This window comes from Bradyrhizobium sp. (assembly GCF_022844465.1).
In the GTDB taxonomy this organism is placed as follows: Bacteria; Pseudomonadota; Alphaproteobacteria; order Rhizobiales; family Xanthobacteraceae; genus Bradyrhizobium.
The window spans coordinates 1-17,602 of the sequence record NZ_JALHLP010000019.1 but is presented as its reverse complement, the minus strand read 5'-3'; the positions used below and the strand labels follow the sequence as shown (position 1 = coordinate 17,602).

Annotated in this window: 14 protein-coding genes; 7 read left to right on the top strand and 7 right to left on the bottom strand. The window is 56.3% G+C overall.

The annotated features are described in order from the left end of the window. The first annotated feature begins 17 nt into the window (after nt 1-17). Complete coding sequence (locus Q0D31_RS20840; RefSeq protein WP_366518542.1) at nt 18-1,430, top strand: ISNCY family transposase; 1,413 nt, start codon at nt 18-20, stop codon at nt 1,428-1,430. A gap of 145 nt (nt 1,431-1,575) precedes the next feature. Then, a complete protein-coding gene (locus Q0D31_RS20835) occupies nt 1,576-3,015 on the top strand; it encodes a DUF2235 domain-containing protein (protein ID WP_291855428.1) in 1,440 nt (479 codons plus the stop codon). A 225-nt stretch (nt 3,016-3,240) separates the two neighbouring features. On the opposite strand, the gene Q0D31_RS20830 is transcribed toward Q0D31_RS20835, so the two are convergent. From Q0D31_RS20830 to Q0D31_RS20820, 3 genes are read right to left on the bottom strand one after another with little or no spacing between them, the layout of a single operon-like run. Next, nucleotides 3,241-3,660 carry a hypothetical protein gene (locus tag Q0D31_RS20830; protein ID WP_291855426.1) on the bottom strand — a complete coding sequence of 140 codons (420 nt, stop codon included), beginning with the start codon at nt 3,658-3,660 and terminating at the stop codon, nt 3,241-3,243. Then, nucleotides 3,657-5,042 (bottom strand): recombinase family protein, encoded by a 1,386-nt coding sequence (locus Q0D31_RS20825; protein ID WP_291855423.1) that lies wholly within the window; start codon nt 5,040-5,042, stop codon nt 3,657-3,659. The genes Q0D31_RS20830 and Q0D31_RS20825 overlap by 4 nt, the downstream gene beginning before the upstream one ends. Further along, nucleotides 5,039-5,461 (bottom strand): DUF2924 domain-containing protein, encoded by a 423-nt coding sequence (locus Q0D31_RS20820; RefSeq protein ID WP_291855420.1) that lies wholly within the window; start codon nt 5,459-5,461, stop codon nt 5,039-5,041. Before Q0D31_RS20820 ends, Q0D31_RS20825 begins: the two co-directional genes overlap by 4 nt. Before the next feature lie 384 nt (nt 5,462-5,845). Between Q0D31_RS20820 and Q0D31_RS20815 the strand changes: the two genes are divergently transcribed. From Q0D31_RS20815 to Q0D31_RS20795, 5 genes are all read left to right on the top strand, one after another. Further along, nucleotides 5,846-7,417, top strand: a complete 1,572-nt coding sequence (locus Q0D31_RS20815) for a hypothetical protein (protein WP_291855417.1) — start codon at nt 5,846-5,848, stop codon at nt 7,415-7,417. 93 nt (nt 7,418-7,510) lie between these two features. After that, nucleotides 7,511-7,723, top strand: a complete 213-nt coding sequence (locus Q0D31_RS20810; RefSeq protein WP_291855414.1) for a helix-turn-helix domain-containing protein — start codon at nt 7,511-7,513, stop codon at nt 7,721-7,723. Between the two features lie 289 nt (nt 7,724-8,012). Next, a complete protein-coding gene (locus Q0D31_RS20805; protein WP_291855411.1) occupies nt 8,013-8,933 on the top strand; it encodes a helix-turn-helix domain-containing protein in 921 nt (306 codons plus the stop codon). 426 nt (nt 8,934-9,359) lie between these two features. Continuing rightward, on the top strand, nt 9,360-10,652 hold the full coding sequence (locus tag Q0D31_RS20800) for a site-specific DNA-methyltransferase (protein WP_291855408.1): 1,293 nt from the start codon (nt 9,360-9,362) through the stop codon (nt 10,650-10,652). A gap of 38 nt (nt 10,653-10,690) precedes the next feature. Continuing rightward, nucleotides 10,691-11,110, top strand: a complete 420-nt coding sequence (locus Q0D31_RS20795; protein ID WP_366518541.1) for a phage terminase small subunit P27 family — start codon at nt 10,691-10,693, stop codon at nt 11,108-11,110. Between the two features lie 48 nt (nt 11,111-11,158). On the opposite strand, the gene Q0D31_RS20790 is transcribed toward Q0D31_RS20795, so the two are convergent. From Q0D31_RS20790 to Q0D31_RS20775, 4 genes are all read right to left on the bottom strand, one after another. Beyond that, nucleotides 11,159-11,590: a hypothetical protein gene (locus Q0D31_RS20790; protein ID WP_291855402.1), complete on the bottom strand. Its 432-nt coding sequence runs from the start codon at nt 11,588-11,590 to the stop codon at nt 11,159-11,161. Continuing rightward, entirely contained in the window at nt 11,539-13,488 is a 1,950-nt protein-coding gene (locus Q0D31_RS20785; protein WP_291855398.1) for a hypothetical protein, read from the bottom strand. The genes Q0D31_RS20790 and Q0D31_RS20785 overlap by 52 nt, the downstream gene beginning before the upstream one ends. Further along, a complete protein-coding gene (locus tag Q0D31_RS20780; protein ID WP_291855395.1) occupies nt 13,469-15,973 on the bottom strand; it encodes a DUF4350 domain-containing protein in 2,505 nt (834 codons plus the stop codon). The genes Q0D31_RS20785 and Q0D31_RS20780 overlap by 20 nt, the downstream gene beginning before the upstream one ends. A gap of 608 nt (nt 15,974-16,581) precedes the next feature. Beyond that, nucleotides 16,582-17,142, bottom strand: a complete 561-nt coding sequence (locus Q0D31_RS20775) for a TlpA disulfide reductase family protein (RefSeq protein ID WP_291855392.1) — start codon at nt 17,140-17,142, stop codon at nt 16,582-16,584. Between the last annotated feature and the right edge of the window lie 460 nt (nt 17,143-17,602).

Sequence of the window (17,602 nt, the reverse complement as noted above, 5' to 3'; positions counted from 1 at the left end):
GGGAGGCTGTCGTTTCGATGGGCATGGTGGTGATGAGCAAGCGAGAGCTGAACCGACTTGAATTGCTGGCGCGGCTGGACAGCGGCAAATTAACAGCTCGGGCCGCCGCCGAGCTGATGGCGATAACGCTGCGGCAAACGTATCGGCTGTTGAGAAGGTATCGCGATGGCGGCGCTTCAGCGGTCGCCAATCAGCGCCGCGGTCGTGCTTCGAACAACCGCTTGCCGGATGTGGTTCGCGATCATGCGATTGCTTTAGTGCGGGAGCGTTATGCAGACTTTGGACCGACATTCGCGGCCGAGAAGCTGGCAGAGCGTCATGATCTTAAGGTTTCGCGGGAGACACTGCGCAGCTGGATGCGACAGGCGGGGATCTGGATGTCCCGCGCTGAACGCAGACGCATCCAGCAGCCTCGGCACCGCCGCGAGCATATCGGTGAGTTGGTCCAGATCGACGGCTCAGAGCATCGCTGGTTCGAGGATCGTGCAGCTGCCTGCACGTTGCTGGTGTTCGTCGACGATGCGACAAGCCGCCTGATGGAGCTTCGTTTTGTCCCGTCCGAGAGCACATTTGCCTATTTCGAGGCGCTGAAGTCCTATCTTCATAGTCACGGCAAACCTGTCGCCTTCTACTCCGACAAGCATTCGATTTTTCGGGTTTCGAACGAGAACGCGGCCAGCGGCAATGGAATGACCCAGTTTGGACGGGCGTTGTCGGACCTCAACATCGAGATTCTGTGCGCCAATACCAGCCAGGCGAAGGGACGGGTCGAACGCGCGCATCATACGCTGCAGGATCGCCTGGTGAAGGAACTGAGACTCACGGGCATCAACACGCTTGAGGCGGCAAACGCCTTCCTTCCGGGCTTCATTGCTCACTACAACGGCCGGTTTGCCAAACCACCTGCCCGCGACAAAGATCTGCACCGTTTGCTTGATCCGCGGCAGGATCTTGATCAGATTCTGTGCTGGCGTGAGCAACGCAAGGTCTCGCATCAGTTGGTGGTGAACTACAACCAGATGAAGTTGACGCTTAAATCCCAAGGCCTGGCGGTTCGCCTTCGCGGCAAGATGGTTGACGTCTATGACTTTCCGGATGGGCGGCTGGAAGTCCGCTGGAAAGGGCGAACTCTGCCTTACTCGGCCTTCGACAAGCTGCAGCGTGTCAGCCATGCCGCCATCGTCGAGAACAAGCGCTTGGGCGAGATTCTGGCCTGGATCAAGGAACAGCAAAACCGCCAGCCCAGCTTCAATCGAATTCCGGATGGACCACGACGATCGAGCCAGAAGCCGGGCATTCTAAAGAACCGCGCCCTGCAAATCACTGGAGCCGCCGAATTGAAGTCGAAATCCACCCGCGTGAGCCGGCGCCGCTGCGATATGGTGGTCTCCGCGGCGCCGGCTCACGCTCCCAGCGAGGCTGCCGAGTGACATTTCAACTTTGCAGAAATCGAGACATCTCTACTTTGTTGCAACAGAAACGTGCGGGGCGGATCCGACGACCCGCAAGGTACATGTGTTGATAAGTGGCTGCCGGGTGGCGAATCGCCTAAAATGCTCGGGAAGGATGACGCTCATGAAAAAGCGGTTGGTGTTTTGCTTTGACGGCACTTGGAACACGTTGGATGCAGCGCATCCGACTAACGTGCTTTTGACTGCCCAAAGTGTGCTGCCTCTGCCTCAGGATGCGGCGCAGGTTATCTATTACGACGAAGGCGTGGGTACCGGAGGTACGGTCGACTATTGGAAAGGCGGCGTATTGGGTGAGGGCTTGCTTCAGAATCTTTCTGAGGCGTACCAAAACCTGATCTTCAACTACACGCCGGGTGACGAAATATTTGTCTTTGGTTTCTCGCGGGGAGCGTTCACCGCCCGAAGCTTCTGCGGATTATTGAGCAATTCTGGAATCCTCGACAGGAGACACGCATCCAAAGCGAGACAGGCAGTTGAGCTTTACCGCTCACGGGCAGACACCACGGAACACGCCGATCAAATGATGTGCTTCCGGCGGGATTTTTGTTCTGACACCTTTGTTTCTGAGCAGGAGCATGCGTGGAGGCAAGGCAATTGCGAGGGCTATACGCTTGATGAGACACGACGTATCGGCGTTCATTACCTCGGCGTTTGGGATACTGTGGGCGCGCTCGGCGTGCCCAAGAGTTTCATATTTTCCGATAAATTGAACAGGAAGTTTCAATTTCATGACACGGATCTATCTGCATTCGTGAAGAGCGCGCGTCATGCCGTTGCGATTGACGAGTTGCGAGAGGACTTCGAGCCGACGCTGTGGAAGAATCTCGCAGAGCTGAACCAGAAGGCTGGCGTCGATGCCACCGATGTACATGCGCCTTATCAGCAAAAATGGTTTCCTGGCGTGCACAGTTCGGTCGGGGGCGGAGCGGAATGGAGAGGCCTCTCTGACCAGGCGCTTCTCTGGGTTTGGATCGGCGCGATGCAGGCAGGTCTAAAATTCGACACTAGCCAGCACTCTCGCATATTCGAGCTTGCTCCTAAATTCAGCGAGAAGCTGCTTCATTCTGACGACCCCGGATTGGCCTTTAATGAAATGTCGAAACGCGGACGGAGTCGCCTTCCCGGCCCCACGCAGCTGCATGAAGTGAGCTTGAGCGCTCAACGGCGCTGGCACGAAAACCCTGCGAGGTTCCCTGAAAAAGAGGAGTATCGCCCCAAGACGTTGCAGGACGTTGCCAAATTACTCGGTGCCGTTGACCCCATGACGTTGGGCGTTGGCGATAAATATCGTGAGATGCTGTCGAAGCAGGAATTCATCATGTACACCGTCAAACGGGGGGACGGCCTGCGCATGATCGCGAAGCGATTCTACGGAAAGGCGAACGACTCGGACAGAATTTTCGATTTGAATCGAGACGTTCTTGAGCACCAGGACCTAATCTTCGCCGAGCAGGAACTTCGCCTTCCAAAAGCGGGGCTGCTGGACGAACGAACTGATAACGTGCAGATGGCAGCTATGCCCGATTCTTCAAAGCCAACTTAGGCGAACAAGATAGATCACCGCATCGCCAAACCTTCCTCGCGGCGACTTGGGTCTACCGCCGAGGGCTGGCCGCAAGCCGACAGGTTGGCATTCGACTGTGAGGGTTTGCCAAAACCCTTGGCTAAAGTTAACCGGTTACTCGGCGCAAGAATTCCATAACAGGGGATCAGCGAAAGGGTTTGTCGGCAGGTGGCGCTTGCGCAGGCAGTAGCCGTACCGCCGTTATCAGCCGAGCAGGATTGATTTCTGCTGCTGCCACTGAGCGGGTAGCGGCTTCATGAGGTCATCGACCTGTAGCGTGGGCGGCTGTTGCCCGGTGACGATTGCTTCGATGATTTCTGGCGTAAGCAGGGTAATCCGCAGGACGCGGCTCAAATAGGAATCGTTGACCTTCTCGGCTTTTGCCAAATCCGCTGCGGATGGATACTCGCCGTTCTCCAGCATTTCTCGCCATCGATGAGCACGAACGACGGCCTTGAGCAGGGCGGTGTCAATGCGCGGAGCTGGTGTCCAGGGCACAGAACCAGGCGGCCCAACGATTTGCTTACGGCCGGCGCGCTGGCGGAAGGCGATCGGGACATGCACGGTGACGGTACGGCCATCCGTGATGGTACGCTGTTTGGGCGCGAGGGTTTTGACCATCATGCGGCATCCCGCTGGTTCGTGGCGTTAGCCAGTTCGCCTACAAGGGAAGTGACGCCCTCAACGCGTAGCCGGATATCGACGCCTTCGACCCCTACATCGATCCGCTCGACAAGGAGATGGACGATTCGCACTTGTTCCGCCGGAAATAGCTCGTTCCATAGCTGATCGAACTCAAGGAGGGCGGTCCTCACATCGGATTCGGTCAGGCCTTTGATCGATTTCCGGGCGCTGCGCCACGTTTGGACGATGATTTCGGGAGATCGCAGGAGCATGCGGACCTGATCAATGACGATCCTCTCGATCTCGGCAGCGGGAACGCGCCCGACAGGGTAGTCCGCCGCTCCCTGCTTCAGGGTCGTCTGGCTGACGTAATAGCGGTAGAGCCGACCACTCTTGCGGGTGTGTGAAGGCGACATAGCAACGCCACGGGGGCCAAAGATCAGCCCCTTCAATAGGGACGGCGTCTGTGATCGCGCGGCACCCGAGCGCTTGCGCGGATTGATCTGGAATTGAGCCTGCACCTTGTCCCAGACCTTGCGACCGATAAGGGCAGTATGTTCGCCGGGGTAGGAGACGCCTTTGTGGACGGCTTCGCCGATGTAAACGGGATTGTTGAGAAGTTTGTAGAGGATGCCCTTGTCGATCAGCTTGCCGTACTTGTTGCGTACGCCCTCCTGGATCAGCTGCCGCGCCAATATCGTGGCTGAGCCCGACTTCAAAAAGCGTTGGAAGATCGATCGGACGAGTTTTGCATCCTCTTCGTTCACAATCAGCTTCCGATCCCTGACCTCATAGCCAAGGGGCGCCCATCCGCCCATCCACATTCCCTTGCGGCGCGAAGCTGCAAACTTGTCGCGAATGCGTTCCCCGATCACCTCGCGTTCGAATTGGGCAAAGGACAAGAGAACGTTTAGGGTCAGCCGCCCCATGGACGTGGTGGTATTGAAGGACTGGGTGACTGAGACAAAGGTCACGTTCTGGCGGTCGAAGACCTCGACGAGGCGGGAAAAGTCCATCAGCGACCGTGACAGGCGGTCAATTTTGTAGACGACCACGACATCAACGCGACCGGCCTCGATGTCCGCAAGCAGCCGCTTAAGCGCGGGCCGCTCCAGCGTGCCGCCGGAGAAGCCGCCATCGTCATACCGATCGGAGACCAGCAGCCACCCCTCGGCCCGTTGACTGGTAACGTAGGCCTCGCAGGCTTCGCGCTGGGCGTCGAGGGAGTTGAATTCCATCTCCAGTCCTTCCTCGGTCGACTTGCGGGTATAGACCGCGCAACGGAGCTTTCGCGTTACCGTCTGGTTCGACAAAGCTTGGCCAGCCCTGGACGCAGCGCCTCCGCGGCTACCGGCACCGTTTGATCCCGTCTTGCGGGTCATGCCGCACCCCGCAGGTTCTTCAATCCGAAGAACACCCAGCCATTCCACCGGACACCGGTGATCTCGCGGGCGATGGCGGACAGCGACTTGTAAGGCTGCCCCAAGTACTCGAAATCGTCGCCGCGTACCGTGACGCAATGTTCGATTCCCTGCCATTCCCGGATCAGCCGGGTTCCCGCGATCGGCAGGCGGCGATTGGCGTCTTTGGGCTTGGTCCCGGGCTTGCCGTCGTACTGCTTTCCCAAGGCCCGCAACCGCTCGATGGTTTCCCTTTTAAGGCCGCCATAGGCCAGTTCCTGGATGCGGTAGGCCAGCCGGCTCTCCAGGAACCGGCGGTTATAGGGTGGCGGCTCCGAGTCAAACAAAGCGCGCCATTTGGCCTTTAAAGCCGGCGCAGACGCGTCCTTCAGGGCCGCCAATTGGGTAAGAACTGTATCCGTCATGGGAAAACCTCGGCAGAGCAGGGTGACGGATCACCGCTCTGGTTGGGCAATAAGTGAAGCGAACTTTCTCCGTTTCCAGGGGCTTTTGCGCTGGACTGTCGGGCTAGGACACGCTGGAGCCCGTCGGCCAGAATGGCGGTAACTTCTGCGATCCGTTCGTTCGCTTTTGGGTCCATGCCGGACAGCAAGACCGATGGAAAATCACGCGTCCATTCCAACCAGCCGAGCGCGCACTGTCGCGAACTCAGTCGTAGATATTCGGTGATTCGCGATCCTTGCCTCTGTGCAAAACCCCACCTTTGCCGTGCAAATGATGGGGCCGGCCTAGAGAATTGGCGGATGATTCGCTCGGGGTGCGTCGTGTCGTCTGACGGTTGGACACTGATCGAGGCAGTTAAGCAGGTCGCCGGAGCACGTTGGGATCAATGGATCGCGGCGAAGAAACAGTTGGCTGCACTCCCCACGGTGAGGTTCCGAGTAGTTAGTTCGGGAATCAGTTCTAACAACTCCGAAGCCGAAGATCTCCGGCAGAGGCAAGCTGGGATCCTCGCCCAGCGAGCGCCGTTAGAGCGCCGCGTCCGGACGCTCTGGAATGAAATCTGGTCTGAACTGCGGACCAAGATGCTGAGCGGTTCATGGACAAGCGCCGGCTCGCGGGGGAGCGCGACTAGTGCGCCTGCACCGATCTATGGACCAGGTTGGTGTCAGCTGTCGGTCAAGAAGCTCGATCAGTCCATCTTGATCGAGCGCGGCACCAAGATTCGCATCTTCAATGTGCGAATTCTCCCGGGTGAAATTCGCGAACAGGCACAAGGCGCGGCCGCCGGACAGGAGCTGGTGGATCGGCCGCCGTTGCACGGGCCCTTCGCCGGCTGGGCTTTGGATGAAGCGGTCGAACGCATTGTGGGCAAAGCGAGCAATGAGGCGTCCATGACTGCTTTGACCAGTGCAATCGCCAGCGGACATCTCGTGCCTTATCTCGCGGATAAAGACGGGGGGTTGTCACAACTGCTCGACAAAGGTGCCTGCATTGAGATCATCGCCGAATACTTCAAGAAGTGCACAAGTCGTGCGGCCGAGAATTGCGACCTCATCCTCTTCCCAACGGTTTGTGCTCCGAACGCACCTGATTTGCTGAGCGGCCTCTCGCTGGCCCATGTGATGTCGACTTATGTCTTGAATGACCCGGAATTGCTTCGATGGGCGCCATTGGCGATTGCGGCGGAAGAGACGATGCGTCGGTTCGTCGAGCAGGGATGGTATTATCCGATTGGTTGGCATGAGTGGCGCGTGACAGTCGGAACGTTCGATCCCGAAGATGAGTTCGAATTTGGAGAGAGTCCGATTGGGATCCTTATGGCGGAGCGCTCGGACGGCGACCTGAATGTTCGACGGACGAAATTGGTTGCACGCCGCCGCTTCGGTTGCCTGATGAAGCTGCTGTCGACGTCTAAGATCGAGGCTCGGGGTGATCCCGTACGGTCAAAAGATGACCGGCAAATATTAGCGAGTGTTTGGTCGGATAATGCTTATTACGTCGATGCAGACAGAGGTTACCTGTTGGTTGAAAATCCGAACAGCCAAGATCGACACGACGCGCTCACCCTTCGCTATCGTGCAGTTCTCTTGAAGAAGCCCGGCTCGATCATGTCCGCGACCGAGTCGCATGACCAAGGCAATCCGTCCGCCAAGTCCCGTAGTGGGAGTTTGCGGGACGCCCGTGCAGCTTGTCGCGCATGGTTGATGGGTCTGATGTTGGAAAGCCCGGAGGTCAAGCCAAAACCAAAGCCGGCTTACCGGCAAGATTCTCGAGACAAGTGGCCCGAACTGACGGACAAGCACTTCACAAAATCCTGGGAAGAAGCGGTTGAGGAAACCGACGCGATTGCCTGGGCCAAGGCGGGTCGTCCCCGAGGCACCACCAAGAAATAGAAATCACAATAACTATTTTAATTGAGAAGACTATTACTTCGATTTTTGCTCGCTCACCTTCGGCCCCATCGCACCACATGGAGGCCAACAGCAATGATTGCGAGAACCCAGGATCTAGGCGAGGACGCGCTCCTGACTGAGGACGAGGCTGCGGACTCGCTTCGAATCTCCGTCCGCACCCTGCAAGCGTGGCGACTGAAGGCGGTTGGTCCTCCGTTTGTCCGAGTAGGGCGAACGATCCGGTATCGCCGTGGCGACATCAAAGCCTGGATCAAGCTGAACACGTGTGGCGCCTTGAATGCATAATCTGCGTTCTTGTACCACCGACAATCCAGTGAAGCTGTGCGGCCACAAGCATCGTCCAGGCCGCTCCACCATGATCGTGCGAGCCTGCGGTTCAGCGCCTTGATGACTGATTCGTGAGGTCGCGATCCTGCTAGGAGGCGAAATGGCGCTTGTTGGACAGCTCCGATTCACCTGTGGATTACCTTTGTCTCCCATGCAGAACGCGAATGAAAACTTCCGTTTGCATTCTTTGACGCAGCGCCGCTGTCTTCGTCCAGCTACGCATCCTCTCATCGGAGGGAGAGACAGTATGGGGACGACCCCTTTAGATACTCTCATCGCCCACAAGGCTATCAGTCTGTGCGAAGACTTGTCAGCCTCGGAAATGCGCGTGGCGGCGGCGATTGTCGATCACTTCAACCGGGACACGGGGCAGTGCGATCCCAGCCTTGAAAGCATTGCTCGGCTGATTGGCGTTAGCCGACGCACAGTTATTCGAGCGGTCAGTGCGCTTGAGAAGAAGGGTTACATTTGCAGACGTCGCCACGGCGGGAACTTCCATCGAAACCAATACGAACCTGATTGGAATCGCTTCCAGGCGATGGAGGCGCGATGGAGGGCCCGGCGCTCGCCAGCCAAAAAATCGGGGGCGCCAGATTTGTCACTGTCGCAGCGACGTAGCTGTCGCGTTGCTGGTGACATGGGTGTCACCCAAACCTGTCCTAGGAATTCTACAAAAGAAACCTTGCCTATGCAGCAACCAGCTAGAGAATCTTGCACAGCTGAGTCTGTAGCTCCCACTGTAGGGCTCTCCAAGGAAAGAAATAGGGAAGAATCGTATTTAACAGCAAACAAGCGGTTTCACGTGAAAACCGCGAACTCTCGAGATGCTGCCCGAGACGCCGCTGAACGGCGCTGGAATGTGTTGCTCACCAAACAAATCGTCGCAGCCCCGGCCGTCTTTGGAAGCCTGGTTGACGCCATCGATATCCAGTTAAGCAACGCGACAACGGATGCAGAGCTTCGAAAGCCCGGAAGCGGAATCCATTTCTTGTTGCGAGAGCTTGACCGCCGTTCTCCAGTTGGCGCGGAGAAGCAAGCGGCCAACGGAAGCGCGGTTCCTTCTGGCGAAGTTGGCGCCGAGGGTAATTCGGACCGCGAGGGTTCGCCAGCGTCATCGGGTTTTGAGAGCCTAAACTCAACTAAACACCAGCCTAAACATGGAGCCTAAACAATGGGGTGGGGGGTACCGAAAGTCGGGGATGCTTCGCTACGAGGACCGGCGGCTCTCTCACTCAGGGATTTTTTTCTCGCGAGATCGGATTTTCGGATCTTGTCGGCGGCGCTCGTTGCGAATTCGCGAGTCAATTCAAAGGGGCTCACGCCAACATCCCAAAAAACCGAGCATTTATTTACCTGGCATCTGGGGACGGGGGGCGGTCCAAAACTCTGGAGGGTTAGCGAACCGGACCGGTGGGCCAGGGACGCGCATCTTTACGCAGAATTCCGAAAACTTTTTTTGAGATCGCGTGTGTATCGGTCCGTTCGAAGATGATCCCGAAAACTCCAACGAAAACAGTAAGGCCGGCCCTGAAAAATTGTCGCGAAATTCGGGGGGGGGGGGGGGGGTAGGTAGCCGATGGCTGAAGGAATCGAAATGACCGAACTTGAAACAGACACGGCGCGCCTGCGGATCGAATATCGGCCGGTCGAAAAGCTCATCCCCTTCGCGCGGAATGCGCGGACACACAGCGCGGCTCAGGTCGCCGAGATCGCGGGAAGCATTCGCGCATTTGGGTTCGCCAACCCCATCCTGGTGGGCGCGGACGGTGATTTGATTGCCGGCCATGGTCGGCTCGCGGCGGCCCGGCTGTTAGGCTTAGCCGAGGTCCCGGTCGTCGTTCTTGCCGGGCTATCTGCCTCACAACGTCGTCAATTGGTGCTGGCCGACAATCGGATTGCGCTGAATGCCGGCTGGGACATGGAAATGCTCAAGCTCGAACTGACGGAGCTTTCGCTGCTGGGGGCAGACCTTTCGGCGCTCGGCTTCAATGAAAAGGAGCTGGCGACCGCCTTGAACGGCGCCGGTGCCGGTTTGACGGATGAAGACGAGGTGCCGGCGGTTGCGGAGACGGCAATAGCATGCACAGGCGATATCTGGTGCCTGGGGCCGCATCGGATAGCCTGTGGCGACAGCACCGACGCCGGTCTCGTGGCAATGCTGCTGGCCGGCGCGGCGCCCCAGCTGATGGTCACGGACCCTCCCTACGGGGTTGAGTATGATCCGGAGTGGCGGCATCGCCGCGGCGTCAGCAAATCAGGGCGGCGTGGCAAGATCCAAAACGACGAGCAGGCGGACTGGAGCCCAGCCTGGGCGTTGTTTCCCGGGCAAATCGCCTACGTGTGGCATGGGGCGCTGCGCTCGACGATCGTTGCCGAAAGTCTGTTCAAGAGCGGCTTTTCGATTCGGGCGCAGATCATCTGGGCCAAGGAGCGCCTGGTGATGAGCCAGGGTGACTATCACTGGCAGCATGAGCCGTGCTGGTATGCTGTTCGCAAGAAAGGCAACTGGACTGGCGATCGCAAGCAGACCACGCTTTGGACCATTCCGACCGGTGGCCAGGACGTGGAAACCAAGCATTCGACCCAAAAGCCGGTCGAGTGCATGCGGCGACCGATGCTTAACAATAGCGATCCCGGACAGGCCGTTTACGAACCGTTTCTCGGTAGCGGCACCACCTTGATTGCCGCGCAGTCGACAGGGAGGGTCTGCTACGGCATCGAAATCGACCCGCTCTTTGTCGATGTTGCGATCCGTCGGTGGCAGGCCTTTACCGGCGAGCAGGCATACCGCTTCCGCGATGGCCAGAAGTTCGAAGCGCTTCAGGCGCAGATTGGCCCATCCGCCACGACGCCGGCGGCTTTCAGCAGCGAAACGACGGCAACGTGATGCGCGGCCGGCGTCCAAAACCCACAAGGATCAAGTATTTGACAGGCAACCCCGGCAAGCGCGCCCTCAACAAGAGTGAACCGCGGCCGGAGCCGGTCCCGCCTGATTGTCCGCCAGAGCTTGGCCCCAGCGCGCAACGCGAATGGAATCGATTGGTCGGAGAGTTGTCAAAGCTCAATCTGATCACGAATTTGGACCGTGCTGCTCTTGCCAGCTATTGTGGCGCGTATGCGCTATGGGCCGAGGCGACCGAGGCCATCCAAAAGTTCGGCACCATGGTGAAATCACCATCCGGCTTCCCCATGCAGTCACCGTATATTGCAATCGCCAACCGCCAGGCTGAGATCATGATGCGGATCGCATCGGAGTTCGGGTTTACCCCAGCTAGTCGGAGCAGGATTTCTACGCCTCCCCAAGATCAGCTTCCGCTCTTTGATGCAGCTGAGCCGGAAGGCTGACTGGCACTTGCTTCTATTAAGAGGTTCCCATAGCGGTTAAAGCGAGTCTCATGACCCCATTCTTTTTCTCAACTCCTGAACGAACGCGAACTGCTCGTCTGTTGCTTCGAGGGCGCTTGGATCGCCTGAAAAAATTCGCGCGGCGACGGTAGCTCTTACTGCTTCAACCGGACCGTAGTTGGCGAAGAAAGATGCTTGTTCCGCGGTTAGCGTGAATACCGGGCAGAAGCCGCTTCGTCGCATAAATACCCGCGCCGATTCGTTTAGCAGAACCGCCTCCTTCTCGTTCGCGGATAGATTCGAATATGGATTCAGGACGACACAATCGTCCTCTGCTGCCAAGCCCGCAACTTCCGGCCGCATCTTGAAGAATTCGTTCTCGGAGGGCCATGGCTCACGCCAAGCAATGTCGTTGGCCAGAAGTCGAATTATTTTTGGCTCGGTGTCTCCATTTGAGGATTCATCTCTCTGATGAGCCATTTGACATTCTCCTCAGGACTATTCTGTGCGAGGAACGCGGTATCAAGGACTAACGTTGCGCGATATGGACCATTGCTAAACTCAATTGCTGCGGCCTGCTGTTGGGTGCCTATCAAAATTCTGGCGTCCCCCTCGACTCGACAGGCCTGTGCGTCCATTAGATGAGGTCCCTGCGATGACTGCAGTGATCCCAGCCGCCGGCAATCTCTAATGACTATGTTGCCTATGCGAGCAGTTCCATCGATTTCTGCAAAGACAAGCACGGGGCCGACAGGCAGTTCGATCGAGTTGGCAATAGGTGCTGCAACTCGGATTACTCGGCGTCCATCCAATAGCGTGGGATATTCAGCGAACACCTCATTGAAATTCCGTTGATCAAACCCGGACTGCCTTATGTAGGCATCTCGCCACTTGGCCGGCTTCTGCGTTTCGGCGGATACGAAGGAAGCGAGAGGTAGCAGCAAGGTGACGAGTGACAAACCAGATTGTTGGAGTGGCCCTCCTTTACCGGCCGATCGAAGAACTAGAATGATGATCATTCCGAGTAACGCTAGATCTCTCAAGAATGCAGGCCACAACGTTGCATTCCTCAGTATCTGGATCATAGGGCGTGGGTCAGCGTAGATCTGACTGTTGATCAGTGGGCTATTGTCGCCAATTATCACCCATCGAGATGCGCCGTCGTCGAAAGCAAGCGAAAGCGCCAAGCGTCCGGCGCGGTCACCTTCTTGCCAAACATAATCACCAACCCATAGCCATTCGCCGATGTCTCGTTCGGCCCACCAGCCGTCTCCCGACAAAAGAACCTTATCCCAAAGGGAAGATATCTGGACGCTTGAGCCTCGATTTAGTATCGCTTCATGGGGCCAGGCGCGGACGTCAAGCACATGTAGCGGACCGGAGTCATCAGTATTCCCCGGTGGAACGGTAAGATCATTTCGCACCGTAGTGCGTCTTGTAAGTGCAGCGATGCGCTTCGTGCTTCCACCTAAATCATTGTGCTCAGCAGCTAAAATAACAGTCCAGCCCCTATTGCGAGCTAGGTCCCCAATTCGTTTCATGAGAATTGCGTCATCATCAGTATCGAACGATGCAGTTAACCACGGCATCATTACAAACGCATCGTTAGGGATTGAAGCAGGGTCTGATACCTCTTTAGACGAGATGCCTGAAAAGCCTAGCGCATACTCGTAGTTCTTGAAGTACTTTCCCTCCGGAGAGGCTCCCGCTTTTGGTAGGAGCAGGTAAGGTTCGTTCATTGAGCGTGGTGGGGTTGCAATCCATGATGCGGCCAATAGCAGCGCGGAAAGGCTTGCTGAGACGGTTAGGTTCTTGGTCTCTCGCGAGCGAACTGCGATCGCAGCAGCTAATGCAATAGCGGGCAGGGACGCGCAGGACATTTGAAGTGCAGGCGATGCGGCTGCACTCCGCGCAAAGGCGGTTAATAAGATTGTAGCAGTAACGGCTCCGATCGATAGGACCCAATTTTCCCATCGACAAAGGCCGACTATCAGGATGGCCAGAAGAGCGGGTGCAGCAGCCTCCATCCCATACAAGTATAGGGGCTGTGCTGCAATCTGTATCGCAGTGGAAAAGATTGAGGTTTGGAACAGTAGAAAGGCTACTCCCAAGATCGGTGACGACCCAGCGATCGCTGTGGCGGCAAGGACACCTGCAGCAAGAGGCGACGGCAACAATCCGGCCAGAACACTTGCGACAAAGGCTGACGAAGCGAACCCACCCAAAATCAACGAACGCGCAGTAAACATATTGGCCAGTGCTGCAGCAAATAGGATGATGAGATGCCAAGGCGCTACCAATGGGAAGGCGATACTTCCGACGCCTGTCGCCGCGGCGATAGACGCCAATAGATGCAGCCTAATTGGTGAAGATAACATTCAAGGTGCTTCCAACGCCTGAAAACCGTCTCTCGTGCAAAAGCTCTATAGCGATGGGTTTGCCATCATCTGAAGAGGCCCATGACACCATCCATTCCAACATGTCGGGGCTAAGAAATCTTTTGGTACATTGCGTGATCTTGGCTGAGTGTGGACATGATGACGCAATGAAGGATGCTGATCGTGCACGCAAATCCTCCAGATAGTTTATCGGGTTGTCGATCGGGGCTGTGTCGGTGTTCTCCGTGAGTTTCAAGTCCGTATGTCGGAAGATGCCCGCAAGCGTCGATTTTCCGTCTACCAAGAGTAAATACTGTCCGAGGCCGCCGACAGCTGCTTCACGCGGAGGCCGCTTCAGATCGATCGGCATTGGAAGCGGGATTTCGAATCCCAGTAAGGCCGCAGCTAACTGCTGTTCCCGCAATTTGCCAATCGCCGAAGGGTAGATCCCTTCCCAGATTTCACCAATAGCGTCGTCCGAAAACTGGTCAGATGAGAAGCCGATATTCAGTAGGCCACTTGTGCGCGGTAGTGTTGTGGGACGGGCGGTGTAAGACTGAATCAATTGATCGCCATCGCGATCCTTCAGCTTCGCCGTCTGGCTAGCTAATGTTAGTGTTCTCACGTCTCGCAGTAAGGCCGGACCCCTCCGGTTCAAAAGGCCGCCTGTTCTCGCGTCTTCTGCGAGGGACAATGCAATGGATCGTTGTGCAACCAGCCCCAACTCGGTAAGCCAAGCGCGGACGGCGGTGTTACCTGCTTGCTCGGGGCTGAACAAGACGGATATGTTGGCACCTCTGCTCAAGTGCAAAAGGACGTCTTCGGCTTTGGGCAATTGGTCTGGGTCCGGTTGGATAAGAAGCCAATTCTTGGCGGCATTCAAAATTGGGACTTCTGATCCGGACGCCGAGGAGGACGGCTCCAAACCATATTTCCCCATCGCAGATAAGATTCTTACAAAGTTCCGTTCGCCCGGCGCAACCAACTGCTTGAGAAACTCAAGCTTAGCGCTCGCCCCAGTTACAACACGCAACTGGAAATCGCGACCATCTATCTGAGGAACAAATGAGGCCGCACCGATTCTTGCCGCGCAACCGATCGATAGTCCGAGCGCAATCCCGCTGATGGTTAGAAGTATCGAATGCCGAAACAGGGCGCTTGCGATGAACATCACTCCTAGAACCGGAGCGCTCCAACCCCAAGTCTTCAGAGCTGCGGGCTTTGTCATCGCGTCGAGAATAGAGCTAAACAGAACCTTATAGTCGCGCAGAAAAATCGAAAAGTTCGACCAAGGGGTGCTGTCTAGAACAACGAAAATGGACCCTGTCCCGACTCCTAAGCCCATCACCGAGGTGTGGGTTCCGAATCGTAAGGAAGTGCGCGGAAGAAAGGGGCCGAACCGGTTTGGCCTGGAATAGTCGCCGGGCTCGGAAAACGACATGCCGAAACTGGCGAGTTCCACCGCCGCAATCGGGAGTGCGTTTAGGCTTGCCCCCGTTTGCCACGCCCACGGCTGGCCGTTCGCGTTAACGTAGCCGATTGCCGAGGTAGTCTTATCGGTGGTGGGGATTGTCGGCATTCCACGAGCATCAAATACCGCATTCGTTCCGATTCGAATGCCGAACCTTGGATACAAGAACGCGTTTAAGTTCTGGCTGCTATCATACAGATCGGTATGGTCTGCCACGACCAGCAGGCGCCCGCCGCTTCTTACCCAAGCTTCCAAGCGGTTGGAGAAATGATCGGACAATGGCTTAGAAGGCATCTTTAATACAAAAATTCCGTTGGCGCCGGGCAGGTTGTCGCTTTCGCTCTCGAATGGGTAGGCGCTTCCAACTAGCTTAGCTGCGTAGGCGTATAGGGCGGTGTAAGTATAGTTTGCGCCTCGACCGAAATCGTTCGGACCGAAGGATCCCTTAACTGTCTCCCAGTGCCCATGAGATTCGTCGAACGCGATTGAGCTTACTGGCGTTGTAGGCAACAGGGATGCACCGCCTGCACCGACTGCAAATCCAATCGTGAGCCATATCGAGCGGCGATGGGTCGGCATTGTTGCATAGTGATTTCTAAGAGTTAGAACCACGACGCTTAATGGAAGAAGCATAAATAGCGTTCGAAATGTTGGTGAGGTGAAAATGCTAAAATTGATCCAGCGCGCGCCCGCCAGGTCTAAAGCCAGAACCGCCACTACGGCTGAACTCAGCAGGATAGCGATTGAACGCCAGCCTAATTCTCGGTTCAGGATGATCGCGGCAAATAAAATGGGAGCCGTGAGGTAGATCAGCGATCCTAGGTGGATCGACTGTCCCACCGCATCGGGAGTGGATTGAAAGTGATGGATCAAAAGCTTCTCGGAAGCTAAGCCTAGAATCGCTATTGGCGCAGCGCCGCGGACTGAAGATATGTAAAGGGCAACTGGAATCGCAATTAAGAGAACTGTAGTTCCAAAGAAGAAAACGCAAGCCGATGCAATCAGCAAGAACATTCGTCTTTTGATCGATACCCGCTCGGGAAGAAGCGGTAAGAGAAATCCCGCTGCTACGGCCGCAAAAGTGTTTCTCTCCGTTAACGCAAGTCCGCCTAGAACCAAGGTGGCTAGGGCCCACAGCAAAACGACCCGATCCTGGGATCGGGCCGTCTGAAACCAATCAGGCCGCCTAGGTGGCGCCGTCAGCGACATCCAACGGAACAGCCATTGGAGCATCCGTTGGAGCATCCACTAGAGCACCCCGTGGAACACCCAGTCGAGCAGCCTGTGCTCCGCGCTGTCTGCGCGAGCTGTTGCCTTCCTTGATCGCCAACCACGGTGCTCTTGGAGACCCTTTCCACAAGTCCGGAGTCGATCGCTTCTACAGATGCAATAACAAACCTTGCATCAGGCGCGCCAAGTCCTTCAATTTCGGCCGTTACCGCCGCCGAGGATTTATTGCAAAGCTCATCAGCTGAAGCCGATCCAAGGGAATAGGTCGAGACCATCGCCAGAACCATCATCAGCGTTCGTAAAATTGCCATAAGAATCTCCCGTTTAGATTGTATACATTTGTTACGCTGTTTGACGTTCTTTGCAAGCTGAAAAAGTCGTCAACTAGGTGCTCAGTCGGCTAGTGACTGCAAATACGATGCTATTTCTTTCGCATCCCAATCTGCGGACCCTTCCAATCTGGAAATGAGATTGCCGCTTTTTCCGATAATGAAGGTCGTGGGCATACCCCGGCCGCCGTATTCTCGGGGCAGCCGACCAACCGGATCGGTATAGATTGCAAGTCCGCGAATTCCGAGCCGATCCAAAAATGGCTTGGCAATTGCTATCCCGCCCTTGTCTTGGCTGACGGCGACGAACGCAAACTGGCCCGTCGACATCTGCGCTGCAAGCCGTTCTAGGGAAGGCATTTCTTTAATGCATGGAGCGCACCAAGTCGCCCACAGGTTCAAGACAACAATCTTGCCTTTGAAAGCTTCGATACTCATTGGAAGGTTATTCTCGTCGAAGAACTTTGTCCTTGGAGCCGGCGTCCCTTCCCCGACGGCTTCAAATCCTTGCGGAAGCGGCGCCTGTGCAAGGCATGAGGAAGAGGCGACCTGCAAGACCAAGAAAAGCGAAATAATCACAGCCCGGTAAGATTTTGACACGATCGAGCGGTGACAGGTGGACATCTCGGGTTCCGTTGGCTGGTTGGTCAGCTGCTTGAGGCAACAGGGCGAGCGACCCTTCTTGTTCCAAGCGAGTATAAACGATGTTGCGACGGGCCGGTGGCGAAAACGGTCATGGATCCCCTCTCTGCTGTGGACGCCGGTAGGTCAATCGGTTCCGGTAAAAGGCCGGAAAGCTGTTCGGATGATTGAGACATCAATCTTGGTTATTTGGCGCATACAAAGAGTCTAGTCGGCCATTGGCCCATTTCTTCCATAACATCTAGTTTGCGAATCCAAGACTCAGGATGTCTGCTCTCGGAAGGTCAGCAGACGAGGCCTTCAGCCTGGCCGTATGTTTGCAATTGGCACTTTTCGGACTAGCCGACGTTGCCCACGCATGTCCGTTCATTGATGCGAACCGGACTCGACCTTGGTGGTAAGCGGTGTTCCGCGGTCACCTTCCTGATGATGTCCTGATCTG

What these genes read in the sequence shown, in the direction of transcription:
- Q0D31_RS20830 (WP_291855426.1), bottom strand. Translation starts at nt 3,660, where the DNA reads ATGATGGTCAAAACCCTCGCGCCCAAACAGCGTACCATCACGGATGGC.
- Q0D31_RS20785 (WP_291855398.1), bottom strand. Translation starts at nt 13,488, where the DNA reads ATGTTATCTTCACCAATTAGGCTGCATCTATTGGCGTCTATCGCCGCG.
- Q0D31_RS20825 (WP_291855423.1), bottom strand. Translation starts at nt 5,042, where the DNA reads ATGACCCGCAAGACGGGATCAAACGGTGCCGGTAGCCGCGGAGGCGCT.
- Q0D31_RS20800 (WP_291855408.1), top strand. Translation starts at nt 9,360, where the DNA reads ATGACCGAACTTGAAACAGACACGGCGCGCCTGCGGATCGAATATCGG.
- Q0D31_RS20805 (WP_291855411.1), top strand. Translation starts at nt 8,013, where the DNA reads ATGGGGACGACCCCTTTAGATACTCTCATCGCCCACAAGGCTATCAGT.
- Q0D31_RS20810 (WP_291855414.1), top strand. Translation starts at nt 7,511, where the DNA reads ATGATTGCGAGAACCCAGGATCTAGGCGAGGACGCGCTCCTGACTGAG.
- Q0D31_RS20780 (WP_291855395.1), bottom strand. Translation starts at nt 15,973, where the DNA reads ATGTTCTTGCTGATTGCATCGGCTTGCGTTTTCTTCTTTGGAACTACA.
- Q0D31_RS20775 (WP_291855392.1), bottom strand. Translation starts at nt 17,142, where the DNA reads ATGTCCACCTGTCACCGCTCGATCGTGTCAAAATCTTACCGGGCTGTG.
- Q0D31_RS20840 (WP_366518542.1), top strand. Translation starts at nt 18, where the DNA reads ATGGGCATGGTGGTGATGAGCAAGCGAGAGCTGAACCGACTTGAATTG.
- Q0D31_RS20790 (WP_291855402.1), bottom strand. Translation starts at nt 11,590, where the DNA reads ATGGCTCATCAGAGAGATGAATCCTCAAATGGAGACACCGAGCCAAAA.
- Q0D31_RS20835 (WP_291855428.1), top strand. Translation starts at nt 1,576, where the DNA reads ATGAAAAAGCGGTTGGTGTTTTGCTTTGACGGCACTTGGAACACGTTG.